The sequence below is a fragment of the Peribacillus muralis genome, assembly GCF_001645685.2.
GTDB lineage: Bacteria > Bacillota > Bacilli > Bacillales > DSM-1321 > Peribacillus > Peribacillus muralis_A.
Genome location: NZ_CP017080.1, coordinates 4593278 through 4610647, shown reverse-complemented (window position 1 = coordinate 4610647; position 17370 = coordinate 4593278). Strand labels below are relative to the sequence as shown.

General features: G+C 42.5%; 19 protein-coding genes and 1 riboswitch. Of the genes, 17 read left to right on the top strand and 2 right to left on the bottom strand.

The window, feature by feature from the left end; translation table 11 throughout:
- The first annotated feature begins 1 nt into the window (after position 1).
- The 3 genes from fliW (at position 2) to ABE28_RS22430 (ending at position 2007) form a co-directional block, all read left to right on the top strand.
- Positions 2-445, top strand: a complete 444-nt coding sequence (gene fliW, locus ABE28_RS22440) for a flagellar assembly protein FliW (protein ID WP_064467314.1) — start codon at positions 2-4, stop codon at positions 443-445.
- Positions 445-678 carry a carbon storage regulator CsrA gene (gene csrA, locus ABE28_RS22435; RefSeq protein WP_064467183.1) on the top strand — a complete coding sequence of 78 codons (234 nt, stop codon included), beginning with the start codon at positions 445-447 and terminating at the stop codon, positions 676-678. Before fliW ends, csrA begins: the two co-directional genes overlap by 1 nt.
- A gap of 138 nt (positions 679-816) precedes the next feature.
- Entirely contained in the window at positions 817-2007 is a 1191-nt protein-coding gene (locus ABE28_RS22430) for a flagellin N-terminal helical domain-containing protein (protein WP_064467184.1), read from the top strand.
- 675 nt (positions 2008-2682) lie between these two features.
- Here ABE28_RS22430 and ABE28_RS22425 read toward each other — a convergent pair.
- A complete protein-coding gene (locus tag ABE28_RS22425; protein ID WP_257390665.1) occupies positions 2683-3321 on the bottom strand; it encodes a DNA endonuclease in 639 nt (212 codons plus the stop codon).
- Between the two features lie 179 nt (positions 3322-3500).
- On the opposite strand from ABE28_RS22425, the gene flaG reads away from it, so the two are divergent.
- From flaG to ABE28_RS24740, 7 genes are all read left to right on the top strand, one after another.
- Positions 3501-3860 (top strand): flagellar protein FlaG, encoded by a 360-nt coding sequence (gene flaG, locus ABE28_RS22420; protein WP_064467185.1) that lies wholly within the window; start codon positions 3501-3503, stop codon positions 3858-3860.
- Positions 3861-3874: 14 nt separating this feature from the next.
- Positions 3875-5386: a flagellar hook-associated protein 2 gene (locus tag ABE28_RS22415; RefSeq protein WP_083232201.1), complete on the top strand. Its 1512-nt coding sequence runs from the start codon at positions 3875-3877 to the stop codon at positions 5384-5386.
- A 24-nt stretch (positions 5387-5410) separates the two neighbouring features.
- Positions 5411-5812, top strand: a complete 402-nt coding sequence (fliS, locus tag ABE28_RS22410; RefSeq protein WP_064467186.1) for a flagellar export chaperone FliS — start codon at positions 5411-5413, stop codon at positions 5810-5812.
- Positions 5812-6153, top strand: a complete 342-nt coding sequence (locus ABE28_RS22405) for a flagellar protein FliT (RefSeq protein ID WP_064467187.1) — start codon at positions 5812-5814, stop codon at positions 6151-6153. Before fliS ends, ABE28_RS22405 begins: the two co-directional genes overlap by 1 nt.
- 256 nt (positions 6154-6409) lie before the next feature.
- Positions 6410-6967: a ribosome hibernation-promoting factor, HPF/YfiA family gene (hpf, locus tag ABE28_RS22400; protein ID WP_064467188.1), complete on the top strand. Its 558-nt coding sequence runs from the start codon at positions 6410-6412 to the stop codon at positions 6965-6967.
- Positions 6968-7149: 182 nt separating this feature from the next.
- Complete coding sequence (locus ABE28_RS22395; RefSeq protein WP_064467189.1) at positions 7150-7332, top strand: hypothetical protein; 183 nt, start codon at positions 7150-7152, stop codon at positions 7330-7332.
- A 249-nt stretch (positions 7333-7581) separates the two neighbouring features.
- Positions 7582-7667, top strand: a riboswitch (cyclic di-GMP riboswitch).
- A 39-nt stretch (positions 7668-7706) separates the two neighbouring features.
- Positions 7707-7838, top strand: coding sequence for an anti-repressor SinI family protein (locus ABE28_RS24740; RefSeq protein ID WP_156775969.1), 132 nt, complete (start codon positions 7707-7709; stop codon positions 7836-7838).
- 136 nt (positions 7839-7974) lie between these two features.
- On the opposite strand, the gene ABE28_RS22390 is transcribed toward ABE28_RS24740, so the two are convergent.
- Entirely contained in the window at positions 7975-8295 is a 321-nt protein-coding gene (locus ABE28_RS22390) for a helix-turn-helix domain-containing protein (protein ID WP_064467190.1), read from the bottom strand.
- 407 nt (positions 8296-8702) lie between these two features.
- Here ABE28_RS22390 and secA point away from each other — a divergent pair, with 407 nt between their 5' ends.
- The 7 genes from secA to ABE28_RS22355 all read left to right on the top strand — a co-directional run bounded on the left by secA (position 8703) and on the right by ABE28_RS22355 (position 17255).
- The gene (gene secA / locus ABE28_RS22385) at positions 8703-11216 is read left to right on the top strand and encodes a preprotein translocase subunit SecA (RefSeq protein ID WP_064467191.1); all 2514 of its coding nucleotides are present in this window, start codon (positions 8703-8705) and stop codon (positions 11214-11216) included.
- Positions 11217-11385: 169 nt separating this feature from the next.
- Positions 11386-12484, top strand: a protein-coding gene (prfB, locus tag ABE28_RS22380; RefSeq protein ID WP_257390664.1) for a peptide chain release factor 2 whose coding sequence is annotated in 2 segments (ribosomal slippage) — positions 11386-11448 and positions 11450-12484 — 1098 coding nt in all. Because the reading frame shifts where the segments join, the coding sequence is not laid out codon by codon here.
- Positions 12485-12655: 171 nt separating this feature from the next.
- Entirely contained in the window at positions 12656-13519 is an 864-nt protein-coding gene (locus tag ABE28_RS22375) for a YitT family protein (protein ID WP_064467193.1), read from the top strand.
- A gap of 48 nt (positions 13520-13567) precedes the next feature.
- Positions 13568-13909, top strand: a complete 342-nt coding sequence (gene cccB, locus ABE28_RS22370; RefSeq protein ID WP_064467194.1) for a cytochrome c551 — start codon at positions 13568-13570, stop codon at positions 13907-13909.
- Between the two features lie 298 nt (positions 13910-14207).
- The gene (gene ftsE / locus ABE28_RS22365) at positions 14208-14894 is read left to right on the top strand and encodes a cell division ATP-binding protein FtsE (protein WP_061141190.1); all 687 of its coding nucleotides are present in this window, start codon (positions 14208-14210) and stop codon (positions 14892-14894) included.
- On the top strand, positions 14884-15777 hold the full coding sequence (gene ftsX, locus ABE28_RS22360; protein ID WP_064467195.1) for a permease-like cell division protein FtsX: 894 nt from the start codon (positions 14884-14886) through the stop codon (positions 15775-15777). The genes ftsE and ftsX overlap by 11 nt, the downstream gene beginning before the upstream one ends.
- Positions 15778-15869: 92 nt before the next feature.
- Positions 15870-17255, top strand: coding sequence for a murein hydrolase activator EnvC family protein (locus ABE28_RS22355; RefSeq protein WP_064467316.1), 1386 nt, complete (start codon positions 15870-15872; stop codon positions 17253-17255).
- Positions 17256-17370: the final 115 nt, after the last annotated feature.

The window sequence follows — 17370 nt, the reverse complement described above, 5'->3', positions numbered from 1 at the left end:
GATGAATGTACAAACGAAATTTCATGGCGAAATTGAATTGGTGGCAGAAGAGATTTATCGATTCGAAAGCGGGCTGCCGGGCTTTTTGGAAGAAAAGCAGTTTTGCCTGCTTACATTGGATGACACCCCCTTTTTCGTCCTGCAATCTACCAAAACAAAAGAGATTGCCTTCATTGTCACGAATCCTTTTGATGTATTTCCCGATTACGAAGTGAAGCTTACGGATGAAGTGCTCGAGCTTTTACAAATAAAAACGGAGCAGGATGTCCTTACGTTCGTGATCTTGACGATTTCTGACCCCTTCAATGAAACGACAGCGAACCTTCAGGCGCCCGTCATCATAAATGGATCAAAAAAAAGCGGTAAGCAATACATCCTGACCGGAACTGATTACCGAACGAAGCATAAGCTGTTCGAGCCTCCGGCAGAACAGGGGGCGAAATGATGCTTGTATTGACGAGAAAGCCCAATGAAGCGATCATGATCGGCGATGATATCGAAATCACGATCCTCTCGATTGAGGGAGAACAGATAAAGCTCGGCATCAATGCCCCGAAAAACGTCGAGATCCATAGAAAGGAAATCTATCTATCGATCCAGCAGGAAAATAGTGAGGCCACTCAAACGGAATCACATCTGCTGCAAAACATAAATGAGTATTTCAAGAAAAAATCGTAAAATCCGCTAAATATGTTTCGAAGCAGGTCGATATTAACTATACAACGATGGGCTGTGATATAGGCGGCCGACTTATTCACTGCCCACCGTGATGAACCACATGGATGTGGGAACTTAAAACTCAAGGAGGAAACATAAATGATCATCAATCACAATATTTCAGCTCTTAACACACACCGTCAATTATCAAGTGCTACAAACGCTCAATCCAAATCAATGGAGAAACTAGCTTCTGGTATGCGTATCAACCGTGCTGGTGACGATGCAGCTGGTCTAGCAATCTCTGAAAAAATGCGTGGACAAATCCGCGGATTGGATCAAGCTTCCCGTAACTCACAAGATGCGATCTCTCTAATCCAAACTGCTGAAGGTGCATTAAACGAAACGACTGACATCCTTCAACGCATGCGTGAACTTGCTACTCAAGCATCAACAGATACTAATACAACAAACGACCGCGGCGAAATCCAAAAAGAAATGGATTCCCTAACATCTGAAATCAACCGTATCGGTAACACGACTGAGTTCAATACTCAGAAGTTATTGAATGGTGCTAAAGATTCTAGCACTACTGGAAATTCAGCAAAGGTTGAATTTGATCTAACTGGAATGACAGCAGGATCTGTAAATGTTTTAGGTAAGACAGTAAACTTTGCTACTGATGCGGATACTACAGCTACAGCTATCAAAACAGCTATCACAGGCGATGCGGATTTAAATGCTAAATACGATGTTACTGTGACAGGTGGACAAGTGGAAATTACAGCGAAATCAAAAGGTGAGGATACAACCTTAAAAGCTGATCTTGCTGGCGGAACAGGTGTTACAAACAAAACTGTTGCTACAACAGAAGGAAAAGCTGATGGCGCAGGACTTCAATTCCAAATCGGTGCTAACGAAAACCAAAGCCTGACTCTTGAAATTGGTGACATGCGTGCAAGCGCTCTTGGATTGACAGGTACTGGAGCAGGGTTCACTACTGAAACAAGTGTAAGCAATGGAACTGATTCTACAGGCGTTGAATCTGGTCTTGATGTTTCTAATGCTAAAAACGCATCAGCTGCTATCACGAAAATCCAATCTGCAATTGACACAGTTTCTGCAGAGCGTTCTAAATTAGGTGCTAACCAAAACCGTTTAGAGCACACAATCAACAACTTAGGTACTTCTTCTGAAAACCTGACTGCTGCTGAATCACGTGTACGTGACACAGATATGGCTAAAACAATGATGGAGCAAACTAAAAACTCCATCTTGGCACAAGCTTCACAAGCAATGTTGGCTCAAGCAAATTCCGCACCTCAAGGAGTTTTACAACTTCTAAGGTAAATTTGAAGGGCGTTTTATCCAGTAATGGATAAAAGGATGACTGGGTGAATTGCTGGAACTTCCTAAAGCTCTATCAACCACAACGTAACTGGAAACGGTAAGCGTGATGGTCTGAAAATGATGGAGATGACACAATGGACAATCAGCAGCCAAGCTCCTTTGAGGAAACTCTGGAGAAGGTTCAACGACTAGGATATACAGTCTAAGGCTAAAGCTATGACCATGAAATCCGTAGGGTGGCAGCAGCCATTCGAAGTGCCCAGCCCCTTATTAAGTTAAGGGTGAAGATATAGTCTATTCTATGCTCGAAAGACATAGTCGCAAAGCAAGCGAACCAACAACCACAAGGAGTTTTACAACTTCTTCGTTAATAACGTGAAAGAGACTCTAGTTTTGCTAGGGTCTCTTTTTTTCTATAAAACAAACGGATAGATATTATCATTTTGTGTGGAATGCTATCAAGAAGTGGTGTTAGTTTCGTTTTTTAATATCTTTCCATTTGTAAGTAACGGACCAATAACTTCTTTTTAGCACCTTTGCTATTTCATTTGTCGAGTATCCAATTTCTTTGAGGTGATTTAATAATTTGATTTCATCTGGAGAATAAGGTTTAGACCGATCGGAACTGCTGGTAACAACCGTGTAGTCAGGATACTTCGATTTCCATTTAATTACTTATTTTTGATATCTAAAATCCCAAGAGGTTTTGTATAACATAGAAGAACAGGTTGTAGCCACAGGTTCGATTAGTTCAAGGAAACGAAACGTTTCTTTAACAGAAGTGGTTTTTAGAATGAATCCATGTCCATCCTTACGAGCACTCAGTCTAAAAGATAATTCATAGGTGGTGAAAATATGGTCCTTTAACTTCTCTAATTCTTCCTTACGATAACACTGAAGGTATAGGTAAATATGAGGTGTGAGGTAGATGATTCTCTTATTATGATTCACCCTAAATGAAATGCTTAAAGAGCCATCATCCATGTATAGAATAGCTATGAAATGTGGTAATAGACAATTTTTGATTAAAGTGAAGGGAAGATATTTAGTTCCATCTTTTCTGTAAAAATGAGGGAATAAATTGGTTAATAATTCTAAAGATGCGGAACGTACATATTGGCTTGCCGGAGTGATATACAATAGCCCATCAAAGAAGGCGACTTTCCATTTTCGGTACTCTTCTTGAGATATACCGTAGTGCTCTCGATAGCTATTGTTCTTTCTCCTGCTATTTTTATAAATTTTCGTGATTTCCCCGTCACTTATTATGCTTGCGTATAATACATTTCTTTGAATTTCAGTAAGCATCATCATGGACACCTCCTTAATAAAAGTCTGAAATCCTTTCCTCTACTTCCTTTTTTATCATGTTATCTCCTTTCGGAACAGAATGTTTGTTCTCTATATAATGATAAAACCTTTGTATGAACACTGTAAAGTTCAATTTCAGAACCGATATAAAAACTAAAGACATCATATTGGGGGCTATTTAGATGCTGGAGAGTTTGTCCACGAATATTCTTTCCTCACAACTCAGAACGGCCATCTCGGATGGAATCAGTTCTTATTATCAGCGTGAAATGAATACGCTAGCTTATTCAGAGCAAAGTGTGGAAAGCAGTCAGCCTACAAAGGAAAAGGTTCAAGAAGTGGTGGAGAGCTTAAACACCTTCCTGAACCCGACACATACGGCGGTTCGCTTTGAGTATCATGAAAAGCTTAATGAGTATTATGTCAAGGTAGTGGATGATGTTACCGATGAGACGATCAGGGAGATTCCGCCTAAGAAATTATTGGATTTCTATGCGGCAATGACGGAGTTTGTCGGCATAATGGTGGATGAAAAAATATAAGCGGGTGATGTATTGTGGTAAGAATCAGTGGTTTGGCAAGTGGAATGGATATTGATGAATTAGTTAAAAGCATGATGCAGGCGGAACGGGTGCCTTTGGATAAATTGACACAGAAAAAGCAATACTCCGAGTGGCAGCGCGATGATTACCGCTCGATCAATACTGCTTTATCGGAATTGGATACGCTCATCCGGGATGGGATTGGAAAGCAGTCCTCCTTCATTAAAAAGAAGGTATCGGTTTCGAATCCAGATGCCATATCCGTGAAAAATATAAGTTCGGCAAGTGACTTTACAGGAAATATCAAGGTCAACAGTCTTGCCAAGGCAGCAACGATGACCAGTACGGAAAAGTCGGCTGTTACGGACGCGAAAAAGAAACTGTCGGATTTGGGCATCACGGCGCCTCAGGAGATTACGATACAAGCTCCAAATAAAGAGGGTGGATTCGATACGGAAGTCAAGGACGGAGTAACCTCGGTAAAGCCGTACACCCTTACGCTTAATGCCGATGATACGCTGGAGAGCGTCATCAATAAAATTAATGCCAACTCGGGAGTCACGCTGTTTTTTGATCAAAATTCGCAAAACTTTTCAATCACCGCTAAAAATACGGGGGATGTAAAGGATGGCCCTGAAATTAAACTTGGGGGCAGCGGGGATTTTTTTGCTGCGTTAAAACTGAGCAGCAACAATGAAGAAGCTGGCGGCACAAAAGGGGAAAATGCATCCATTACGTATAATGGCCTGGACATTTCCCGTCCTTCGAATACGTTCCAAATCAATGGAGCGGAAATAACGGTAAAGCAGAAAACGGCCGAGACCGTCACATTCTCTTCCAACGCTGATGTGGATGCGATTTTGGACACGGTGACGCAGTTCGTGAACAAATACAACGAAATCATAAAAAAAGTCCAGGATAAAACAGGTGAAGCGAAATATCGCTCTTTCACTCCGCTGACTGCCGAGCAAAAGAAGGAAATGACGGAGGATGAAGTGAAGCTATGGGAAGAGAAGGCGAAAAGTGGAACATTAAAAAGCGATTCGACCCTTAAAAGCCTCTTGACCACGATGAGATCCTCCCTATACACGGCTGTGGATGGGGTTACGGGAAAGAACAATCTCAGCAGTATTGGCATAACGACGACCAAGAATTACTTGGAGGGCGGCAAACTAACGATCGACGAGGACAAGCTTCGGGCGGCGATCAGTGAGGATCCGAATGCAATTTATAATATGTTCATGGCTGATGGAACGGGGAAAGCCGAAAAAGGGTTGGCACGCCGTTTGCGTGATGATATACAATCTTCCATGAAGGTCATCACCGAAAAAGCGGGGAAGGCTGGATATGTGAATAACAATTTTACCATTGGGAAAATGGTCAATGGGCTGGATACGAGGATTTCAGCGTTCGAAGCGAAGTTAACGAAGCTGGAATCTCGCTATTACAGTCAATTCACGGCCATGGAAAAGGCGATTCAAAAGGCGAACAGCCAAAGTTCATCGTTAGCATCTTATTTTAGTTAAGGCAAGCGGGAGAGGAAGATAAATATGGCGATTAATAATCCCTATCAATCGTATCAACAAAATTCGGTCAATACAGCGTCGCCAGGAGAGCTGACATTGATGCTTTACAATGGCTGCCTGAAGTTCATCATGCTTGGGCGGAAGGCCATAGAAGCAGGGAATATCGAAGCGAAAAACACGAACATCATCAAGGCGCAAAACATCATCCATGAATTGATGGTGACGCTGAACATGGATGTCGAGGTATCCAAGGAAATGATGAGTCTATATGACTTCATGAATCGACGCCTGATTGAGGCGAATATGAAAAATGATGTTGCTGCCTTGGACGAGGTGGAAGTACTTGTCAGCGACTTCCGTGATACGTGGAAGGAAGTCATTCAGATCAATCGGAAAAAACAATTCAGCCAAAGCGGGCAAGTGTAATGATACAAGCCTTTCACGACTTGACTGCCGAATTACTTGCCGTTCTGGAAGATATGACGAACGCAGAACGTGAGGACAAAATAAGAAAGATCACCGAGCTGATTGACCGAAGGGATGAAGTCCTCGCACAAATCAAGCCGCCTTTTACTGCTGTAGAGCAGCAGTTAGGCCGCAGGACCATGCTGCTTAATCAACAGGTCGACAGCCTGCTTATGCTTCAAAAACAGGAAATACAGCGGGACATCCAGGAAATAAACAAAAAGAAAAAGTCCTCCAATAAATATACGAACCCATATGAGAGTCTATCGATCGATGGCATGTTCTACGATAAAAGAAATTGATTACCCTGCCGTTTGGAGTCCAAACGGCTTTTTTGAGTTAAGATTTTATAAATTTTCTGTAAATAATCCGTGCTTAATTTTTTCTTTATCGCTAGCCATTTGTTATAATGAATGTAGGGAAGACATCAACCCTTTCAAAAACCTTCCGACAATTGTTTCATAATTTCGACATATTGCATGATATGTTTCTAAAGGAACCAGGAGGGGTATTGTAGAATCTAACTGTTATAGTCTTAATTTAAGGAGGACTCACTTTATGAATTACAACGTACGCGGTGAAAACATTGAGGTAACTCCAGCAATTCGAGAATACGTCGAAAAGAAAATTGGCAAGTTAGAACGATATTTTAACAATACACCAGATGCAAATGTGTTAGTTAATTTGAAAGTGAACAATAATACATCCAAGGTCGAAGTGACGATTCCTATGCAGAATTTGGTTCTTCGTGCTGAAGAGGAAAATGCGGATATGTATGCTGCCATTGACTTGATCAATGATAAGCTTGAACGCCAAATTCGTAAACATAAAACGAAGGTCAATCGTAAATTCAGAAACAACTTATCAACGACTCCTGAAGCATTTGCTTTCAATACGGACGTTGACGAAATGGTCGATGAATTCCAAGATGATGATGATGTTGAAGTGGTCCGCAATAAGCGCTTCGATTTGAAGCCAATGGACAGTGAAGAAGCGATTTTGCAAATGAATATGCTTGGTCATAGCTTCTTCGTTTACACGAATGCAGATACTAACACAACGAATGTCGTATACCGTCGTAAAGATGGGCGCTACGGCTTGATTGAACCTAGCTAAATTTGAAACTATGAATTAAAGCACAGCCCAGCCATTGGGTTGTGCTTTTTTGCATGTTGATAGATATTGATAGGGGCTATTCTTCATGGTAGTCCAGGCAATGATATGTTTTGTTTAAAGAACAAAATTCGTTCTTTAATGAGATAAATAGTTAATTATACCTATTTTAATGGATCTTGCTTTTGTACTATACTCAAATTGTGGTTCTTTATAAAGAACATAAAGTTATTTATAAAAAACAATTTGATCATGGTGCAGGGGGCTGGATATTTTGTATCAAAAGAATTGCCATAAATGCCATCGGGCTTCTTTTAGCAGTGCAGAATATGGACAGTGGCTTTGCCCAACCTGCGGTGATGACCTGACTTTGCAAAAAGCCTTGGATCCGCTAGTGCTGGAGAGAGTCAATAGAAAAAGTCCACTGAATAGGAAGAGCAATATTTTTTATTTCATAAACAGGAGAAGTTGAAGGAGATCTTGAATTTTCTCAATATTGTAATATTTTGTCGGATAAAATTTTTTACATTTTGCTCATTTAGCGACATAATATTACATTATATGGTGCAAGTATCCGGTATAATAGGTTTAACAAGCAATGTATTTGGTAATTAGTACCACGACAAAGGCAAACTTATTGAAAGATAGGGGCGCAAAGGCACAGGTCTAAGGTCCGCTCGACTAAGATGGCTGGTCTGCCTGAAATACAAAGGTATTTTAGGAGGTAGAAGAGGTGGCTAAAATGGAAATGGATCAAGAATGGGTGGATTTAATATCAGAAGCACGAAGCTTGGGTTTTAAAAAAGAGGAGATAAGTGCTTTTTTTGAACGGAAATGCCTTGAGCTTCAGTTAGAGGAGAGGAATGGAAGCTAATTGCCTTAAACCCCCTATAAACAGCGGTGTGTACAAAGCTGTTTATAGGGCTAATTATTCCCATTAGATTTCAGCAAGTCTAGCTTTTTTCATACTGTTTACTTCAGGATTATGTAGGTAGACCAATGAACTTCTACTATTCTTTATCTTTTCTCCATTTATTAAACTCGATGAATTCCCTGAATTGTTGCTTCGAAACACCTGATTTCATGGCTTCCTCAACGATTTTCATCCAATCATTATCCAAGGCTTCCTTATTTGGTGCATCGTAAAGGAGGGCATCAACAGGAATGTTAAGTACGGCGGAGATCTTTTCGAGAAATTGAATAGAAGGATTCGTTTGTAAGTTACGCTCTAACGAACTTAAGTAAGACTTCGCCACCCCGGCTTTATCGGCTAGTTCAGTCATTGACATCTTTTTTTCTTCACGCAGTTTTTTTACACGTTCACCAATCATAATACCACCTCGAAACATGTTCTATTTATCTTCTACTTGTTAGTAGCCCACCTTTTAAAAATTCAAACATGAAACCTGGTTGCATTTCCTTGGCAGCTATCACTAGGGCCTGGTCAGCATCTAGTGGTGGAAGGTTATGTATCATTCACATTTGCACTTGGGATAGTGGGGAGTTCCATTTAATGATTTATACTTCCTTTTATTTTAACAGTTTTACTCATCATTAATCCATTGTTTTTCGCAAGAATTGAATTCAGGTATAAAGGCATGCAGTCATATGAAGTTGTACCTCTAGGATAGAAGTGGTAAAATTAAGCGTGGATTGGGAATAATAGAAGTTACATTTCTTCTTACTTATATGAATTTGTCAATGAACGATCATTACCATAATAGAGGAGCGTTATTGAATGCTTAATATATTAAATAAAGTTTTTGATCCGAATAAGCGAGAAATTAAACGCCTGGAAAAAATTGCCGACCAAGTGGAAGCCTTGGCCGATGGGACGGCTGCCTTATCGGATGAACAGCTGCGTGCCAAAACGGAGGAGTTTAAAGGGCGCTACCAAAACGGGGAAACCGTCGATGACCTGCTCGTAGAGGCTTTTGCGGTAGCACGAGAAGGGGCGAAGCGTGCTCTTGGCCTATATCCTTACCGCGTTCAGATCATGGGCGGGGCATCTCTTCATGATGGGAATATCTCAGAGATGAAAACTGGGGAAGGTAAAACCTTAACATCCACCATGCCGGTTTATTTAAACGCGCTTACTGGTAAAGGTGTACATGTCGTTACAGTCAATGAATACTTGGCACACCGTGATGCTTCCGAGATGGGGGTGTTGTTTGAATTCCTTGGTTTGACAGTCGGCTTGAACTTGAACAGCCATTCAAAGGAAGAAAAACAAGAGGCGTATAATGCCGATGTTACGTATAGTACGAATAATGAATTAGGTTTTGATTACCTGCGTGACAATATGGTGTTATATAAAGAACAAATGGTTCAACGGCCCTTGCATTTTGCGGTCATTGATGAAGTCGATTCCATCTTGATTGATGAAGCGAGAACGCCGTTGATCATATCGGGTTCCGCACAAAAATCGGCCCAGCTTTATATCCAGGCCAATGCGTTTGTCAGAACGCTGCAAAAGGAAAAGGATTATACGTATGATGAAAAGACAAAGGGCGTACAGCTGACAGAAGAAGGCATGAACCGAGCCGAAAAAGCGTTCAATATCGATAATTTATTTGATATTAGCCACGTTACTTTGAATCATCATATCAACCAGGCATTGAAGGCGCATGTTTCCATGCATTTGGATGTGGATTATGTCGTTCAGGAAGGCGAGATCGTCATCGTCGATCAATTCACTGGCCGTTTGATGAAAGGGCGTCGTTACAGTGAAGGCCTCCACCAGGCGATCGAAGCGAAAGAGGGGCTTGAAATTCAAAATGAAAGCATGACTCTTGCGACGATCACGTTCCAGAATTATTTCCGGATGTACGAAAAACTTTCCGGTATGACTGGTACTGCCAAAACGGAGGAAGAGGAATTCCGCAATATCTATAATATGAATGTCATCGCCATCCCGACAAACAGGAATATCATAAGGGATGACCGTGCCGATCTTATTTACGCCTCCACCGATGGAAAATTCCGGGCAGTTGTCGAGGACATCGCCGAAAGGCATGCCATGGGGCAGCCTGTGCTTGTCGGAACGGTTGCAATTGAAACGTCTGAAGTCATTTCAGCCTATTTATCTAAAAAGGGAATCCCTCACGACGTCTTGAACGCGAAGAATCATGAACGTGAAGCGGAAATCATTGCCAATGCAGGTAATCAAGGTTCCGTTACAATCGCCACGAACATGGCTGGCCGTGGTACGGATATCAAGCTTGGAGAAGGTGTCAAGGAGCTCGGCGGCCTTGCTGTCATCGGTACTGAGCGTCATGAAAGCAGGCGCATCGATAACCAGCTGCGCGGTCGTTCGGGCCGTCAGGGAGATCCTGGGGTCACACAATTCTACTTATCGATGGAAGATGAATTGATGCGCCGTTTCGGCTCCGATAATATGAAGAATATGATGACACGCCTCGGTATGGATGATTCCCAGCCAATTCAAAGCAAGATGGTGACGAGAGCCGTTGAATCTGCCCAGAAACGGGTGGAAGGCAATAACTTCGATTCACGTAAGCAATTACTGCAATATGATGATGTCCTTCGTCAACAACGGGAAATCATCTATAAACAGCGCTTCGATGTGATGGAAAGCGAAAATTTACGTGAAATCGTCGAAACGATGATAGCGGCCTCCATCCAGCGCAATGTGGGGGCATTCGCACCGATGGGTGATGAGGAAGGCTGGAACCTGCAAGGACTGGTCGATTACTTGAATGGTAACTTATTCGATGAGGGATCGATCACTATTGCCGATTTAGAAGAAAAAAATGAGGCTGAATTGGTTGAATACATTTTAGCCAAAGTGAAAAATGACTATGACCAAAAAGAAGATGAGCTATCCGAAGAGCAAATGCGTGAATTCGAAAAGGTCATCGTTCTTCGTGCGGTCGACAGCAAATGGATGGATCATATCGATGCAATGGAGCAATTGCGTCAAGGGATTCACCTTCGTGCTTATGGTCAGATCGATCCGCTTCGTGAATATCAATCAGAGGGCTTTGCCATGTTTGAGGCGATGATAGCCTCGATGGAGGACGAAGTCGCTAAATACATTATGAAAGCCGAGATCCGCAACAACCTGGAGCGGAAGGAAGTCATAAAAGGACAAGCGGTAAACCCGAAGGAAGAAGACGGCGGTAAAGTGAAAAAGGCACCGGCCCGTAAAAAGGATGAAGTTGGGCGAAACACGCTATGCCCATGCGGCAGTGGGAAAAAATATAAGAATTGCCATGGCAGTGTAGGTTAATATTAGGTGTATAATGATTAAGGGACGGTCAAGTGTCAGGCTTGCCGCCTCTTTTCATGTTTCGTTTGCATAAAGTTGTATAGTTGCATATAGTTTGAAGAGGTTTATTTGTACTGAGGCGAATCCCTCTGCAGGGATTTTTTTAACATACTTAATGAGGTGAATGGAAATGGAATTAGGAGAAATAAGAAATGAACTTGAACGGACAGCGCAACGATTAACGGACTTTAGGGGGTCTCTTTGACTTAGATGAAAAAGAGGCACGAATCGCTCAGCTTGAAAATGAGATGACACACCCTGACTTTTGGAACGATCAGCAAAAGGCGCAGACTGTCATCAATGAAACGAATGCATTGAAGGAGCAAGTAACCCAGCTGGCTGATTTGAATGAATCATACGAAAACCTGGATTTGACGTATGAGTTAGTGAAAGAAGAGAATGATGCCGAACTTTTGGCAGAGCTTGAAGAAGAAATCACGATCCTTTCACAAAAAATGAATGAATTCGAACTGCAGCTACTTTTAAGCGAAGAATATGATTCGAAGAATGCCATTCTTGAACTGCATCCTGGTGCAGGCGGAACGGAATCCCAGGATTGGGGTTCGATGCTGCTGCGCATGTATACAAGATGGGGAGAAAAAAGAGGCTTCAAAGTGGAAACCCTTGATTACCTTCCAGGTGATGAAGCTGGAATCAAGAGTGTCACCCTGCTTTTCAAAGGGCATAACGCCTACGGATACTTGAAAGCGGAAAAAGGCGTTCACCGTCTTGTTCGCATTTCACCTTTCGATTCATCAGGGCGACGCCATACATCCTTCGTTTCGTGTGAAGTCATGCCGGAATTCGATGAAACGATCAATATCGAGATACGTACGGAGGATCTGAAGGTCGATACGTACAGGGCAAGCGGTGCTGGCGGTCAGCATATCAATACGACCGACTCGGCAGTCCGTATCACCCATTTACCTACCAATACGGTAGTTACGTGCCAAAACGAAAGATCGCAAATCAAGAATAAGGCTCAAGCGATGAATATGCTTAAAGCCAAATTGTATCAACGTGAAATTGAACAGCAACAAGCGGATCTGGATGAAATCCGCGGTGAGCAAAAGGAAATTGGCTGGGGAAGCCAAATTCGTTCTTATGTTTTCCATCCGTATTCCATGGTTAAAGATCACCGTACAAGTGCGGAGACCGGAAACTTGGGTGCGGTCATGGATGGGGATATTGATATGTTCATCGATGCGTACTTGCGTTCAAAATTATAAGATATGATGGCCGGACCCGTTCTGAGGTCCGGCTTTTATTATGAAATCATGACTGCCTTTTCCTCAAAGCTCGCACTCTGGCTGATCTTTACAGGATAAGATAAGGAATACGATAATACGTTCGGCCAATACTACATAATAATGAATGATGGTTTGAGGAGACAATGAAGAATGCGAAAAAGATACAGGGAGCCGAAGCCGCCCATTATGCAAAAGTTAATTGAATATGGACTGGTAATTGTGGGCTCGGCCATAATTGCCATCGGTTTTAATGTCTTCTTACTGCCCAACCAAATTGCATCGGGCGGAGTCAGCGGGATCAGTACGATCCTCAGGTCCACTCTCGGCTGGGAGCCAGCCTATGTGCTGTGGGGGTTCAATATCCCGCTATTCATTGCGGGACTCATCATTCTTGGAAAGCATTTTGGTGCCAAAAGCTTGATTGGTACCTTGTTTTTGCCTCTTGTCGTATTTCTGACAAAGGATTGGTCTGCATGGACGAATGATGCTCTACTCGGTTCCATTTGCGGGGGATTGATGGTCGGCCTTGGCCTTGGGATTGTCTTTCGTGGGAAGGGCAGCACAGGAGGCACCGATCTGGCTGCGCAGATTTTCCACAAGTATGCCCATTTGTCTTTAGGGACCTGTGTTGCCATTATCGATGGCATCATCGTGTTGAGTGCCGCGATCGTTTTTGATATTGAAAAAGGGCTTTATGCGTTGATTGGCTTGTATGTGACAAGTAAAACGATCGATCTTGTCCAAGTAGGATTGAACCGATCCAAGATGGCACTCATCATCACGAATAATGAACGGGATGTAAGGGATGCCATCTTACATGAGCTGGACCGAGGCGTAACGGGGATATCCGGCTATGGCGGGTATACGGATGACACCCGCCCAATCATGCTGTGTGTAATAGACCAGTCCGAATTCACCAAATTGAAACAATTGGTGAAAATCGTTGATCCTAAAGCGTTTGTAATCGTCATGGATGCATCGGAAGTGCTGGGGGAGGGTTTTAAACTGGAGTGACATTGGTATAATGTTCTTGTATTGGTAATACGAAGAGGGGGTAGTTCAATGAAGATGAAATGGATGGCCTTATTGTTGGGGACTTCTTTGGCATTGGCTGCATGTGGCGGGAACGATGATGCTTCGGATAAAGAGCCTGCAGGTGAGGGCAGCGAAACGACAACGGCAGGAGCCGGTGATGCCGCCAAGATTTATGAAAACAAATGTTCAAGCTGCCACGCTGTCAATCTCGAGGGTGGCGTTGGACCAAACTTAACGAAGGTCGGCGCGAAGCTGACGAAGGCTGATATCGAAAAGGTCATTGCTAATGGGCAAGGAGCAATGCCAAAGGAAATCATCAAAGGCAAAGAAGCCAGCATGGTCGCTGAATGGCTTGCTGAACATAAGTAATCGATCGCCAAAACGTTCTGCAGCAGCAGGACGTTTTATTTTGCATGCCATTATAAATCCCCGAATTACCTCTTATGTAACCCTTTATCTACCAAACAATTTCTGGGAATATTACGCAGGTGCTGTTATATGACTGACTGAAATGAAACTGTAATATTATTAATGATTAATTTGACAAAATTTGATGTTATAATGTGTCTGTGCTCAAGTAAGAGCGATTCCTGTCAGAATTCAGTGGAAATTGTCGAAAAAGCTGCAATTACATAGTGATAATTCAAGCAAATTAGGTGGTTTTGAAATGATAGAAATGATAGATGTGAAAAAGACATACCCAAATGGCGTCATTGCCATCAATGGGATCAACGTAAAAATAAAGCCGGGCGAATTCGTTTATGTAGTAGGACCGAGCGGTGCCGGAAAATCGACCTTCATCAAAATGATGTATAGGGAAGAAAAGCCGACTAGTGGGAATATCTTGGTCAATGGACTTAGCCTGCCAAGTATCCGCAATTCGAAAGTTCCTCTATTCCGCCGCAATATCGGTATGGTATTCCAGGATTTTAAACTCCTTCAAACATTCACAGCGTATGAAAACGTGGCATTTGCAATGGAAGTCATCGAAAAGGAACCGGAAGAAATCAAAAAGAGAGTCATGGAAGTCCTCGATCTCGTTGGCATTAAACATAAAGCGAGAATGCTGCCTTCCGAGTTATCTGGGGGAGAACAGCAGAGGGTTGCGATTGCCCGGTCGATCGTAAATGATCCGAAGGTCGTCATAGCCGATGAGCCAACAGGGAATCTTGATCCCGAAACATCTTGGGAAATCATGAACATATTTGAAGAAATAAATAAACGCGGAACGACGCTAGTCATGGCCACGCATAATAGGGACATCGTCAACAATATCAAACGACGGGTCATTGCCATAGAAAGTGGAAAAATAGTTCGCGATGAACATCGAGGTGATTACGGATATGAAATTTAGAACATTGAGCCGTCACTTCCGTGAAAGTTTTAAAAATATCGGCCGTAATGGATGGATGACGTTCGCTTCAGTAAGTGCGGTAACGGTCACTCTAACATTGGTTGGCGTCTTTTTAGTGCTCATGATGAATTTAAATCATATCGCGGGAAATGTGGAAAATGATGTTGAAGTTCGCGCACATATTGATAATGCGGCGAATGAAAACGATATAAAGGCAATCGGAAAGAAAATTACGGAGATGGATGGCATTGAATCGGTCGTTTTCTCTCCAAAAGATGAAGAACTTACGAATTTGATAGATGATTTAGGTGATAATGGTGATGCTTTTAAGCCGTTTGAGCAGGACAACCCTTTAAGGGATGTTTATATCATCAAGACGAAATCTCCGCAAGATGTCATCAAGGTGGCAAAAAAGGTCGAAGATTTTGATTATATTCAAAGCGTCAAATACGGACAGGGCTACGTAGAGAAGCTATTCAGCTTCGTGAATATTGCAAGGAACATAGGGATCGTCCTTATTGTTGGCTTACTATTCACGGCTATGTTCCTGATTTCGAATACGATCAAAATCACCATTGTAGCTAGAAGAAAAGAAATCGAGATCATGAGATTGGTAGGGGCAACGAATACATTCATCCGCTGGCCATTCTTCTTGGAGGGATTATGGTTAGGAATACTCGGTTCAATCGTGCCGATAGGTCTGGTTTCCGTCCTCTATTACAATCTTTATAAATATGCACAACCGCAGATTACGTTCAAATTCGTTGAGCTGCTGCCGGCAAGTCCATTTATTTATCAAGTTTCGGCAATCCTCATCGTGATAGGTGCCGTTATCGGAATCTGGGGAAGCTTGATGTCCGTCAGGAAATTCTTAAAAGTATAAAAGTGGCTCCTTTTTCTAAAAAAGAAGCTGGTATAGATAGAGAGACGTTGCAAGGCAATAGACGCGACGGGATTGAAAGGGGAAATGAAACGTTGAAAAAAAATATTATTGCCATGAATGCTTCCATCATGATTGGGTTGGGAAGCCTTCTGGCGGTACCATCCGTTCATGCTGAGTCCATATCGGATTTGGAAAAGCAGAAAGAATCGATTCAGGAAAAACGTTCAGGTGTAGAATCGAACATTTCTGACACGGAGAAGAAAATCGATAACCTTCAGGATAAGCAAATGACCGCAGAAGAACAAATCGATGCAATTGAAGCGAAAATTGCAGAATCCGACAAAAAAATCGATGCTAAAAATGCTGAGATCACTCAAACGAAAAAAGAAATCGAAGCATTGAAAAAAGAGATTGAAGTATTGAAAGAGCGGATCGCCAAACGTAATGAAGTATTGAAGGAACGGGCACTTTCCTTTCAGGAGACTGGTGGGGATGTCAATTACCTTGAAGTGCTATTCGGATCATCCAGTTTTGGGGATTTAGTGGACCGTGTAGGAGCTGTGGCGACGATTGCCGAGGCCGACCGGGATATTTTGAAGCAGCATGAGCTTGATAAAAAAGATCTTGAAGAAAAACAAAATGCTGTTGAAACGAAACTCGCAAGCCTAGAAGTCGCAAAAGTCGAGCTATTGGAAATTCAAAAGCAGCAAAAACAGCAAAAGCAGGAAAAGGATGCTTTAGTTAAGAAACTGAAAGAACAAACTAAAAAGCATGAAGACGAGAAGATGGGCTTAGAGGAAGAAAAGGCAAATCTTTCTGCTCAAGAAAAAGCCATCAAATCAGCAATCAGCTTAGAACATCAACGTCTTGCAGAATTGGAAGCGGCTCGTAAAAAAGCGGCAGCCGAAGCTAAGAAACGTGCAGAGCAGGAAGCGGCACAAGCAGCAAAAGCAGCAAAAGCAGCATCCCAAGCTTCACAATCCAAGCAACAATCTTCATCGGGATCAAGTGCAAAAAGCAGTTCAGCGCCAGCACCTTCCCACTCTTCGGCAAGTGTAAGTTCAGTACCTGCTGTATCCTCGGGTACATTCACTAGACCTAGTGCAGGATATGTATCTTCCACAATGGGAGAACGTTGGAATAAACAACATGCCGGCATTGATATTGCTGCCAGTGGAACGGTTCCGGTTGTAGCGGCAGCCGATGGCATCGTAAGCCGTTCTTATTTCTCGAGTTCGTACGGTAACGTCGTCTTTGTGACCCACTCAATCAGCGGACAGCAATGGACTACGGTTTATGCACATTTAAGCTCCAGGCAAGTAAGTGAGGGCGCTGTGGTTGCCAAAGGTCAGCAAGTTGGCATCATGGGGAACACTGGCCATTCATTCGGACAGCATTTACACTTCGAGCTACATAAAGGCGCATGGAATTATAGCAAATCGAATGCTGTCAATCCTTTAAACTATATACCTAACTAATACCCCGTATAACTGCGGTAAAACAGACCTGGATGAATTCCTGGTCTGTTTTTTTATGATGAACCATATCCTCAAGGAATATTCCTGTCCAGAGCCACATATAGTGGAATACATA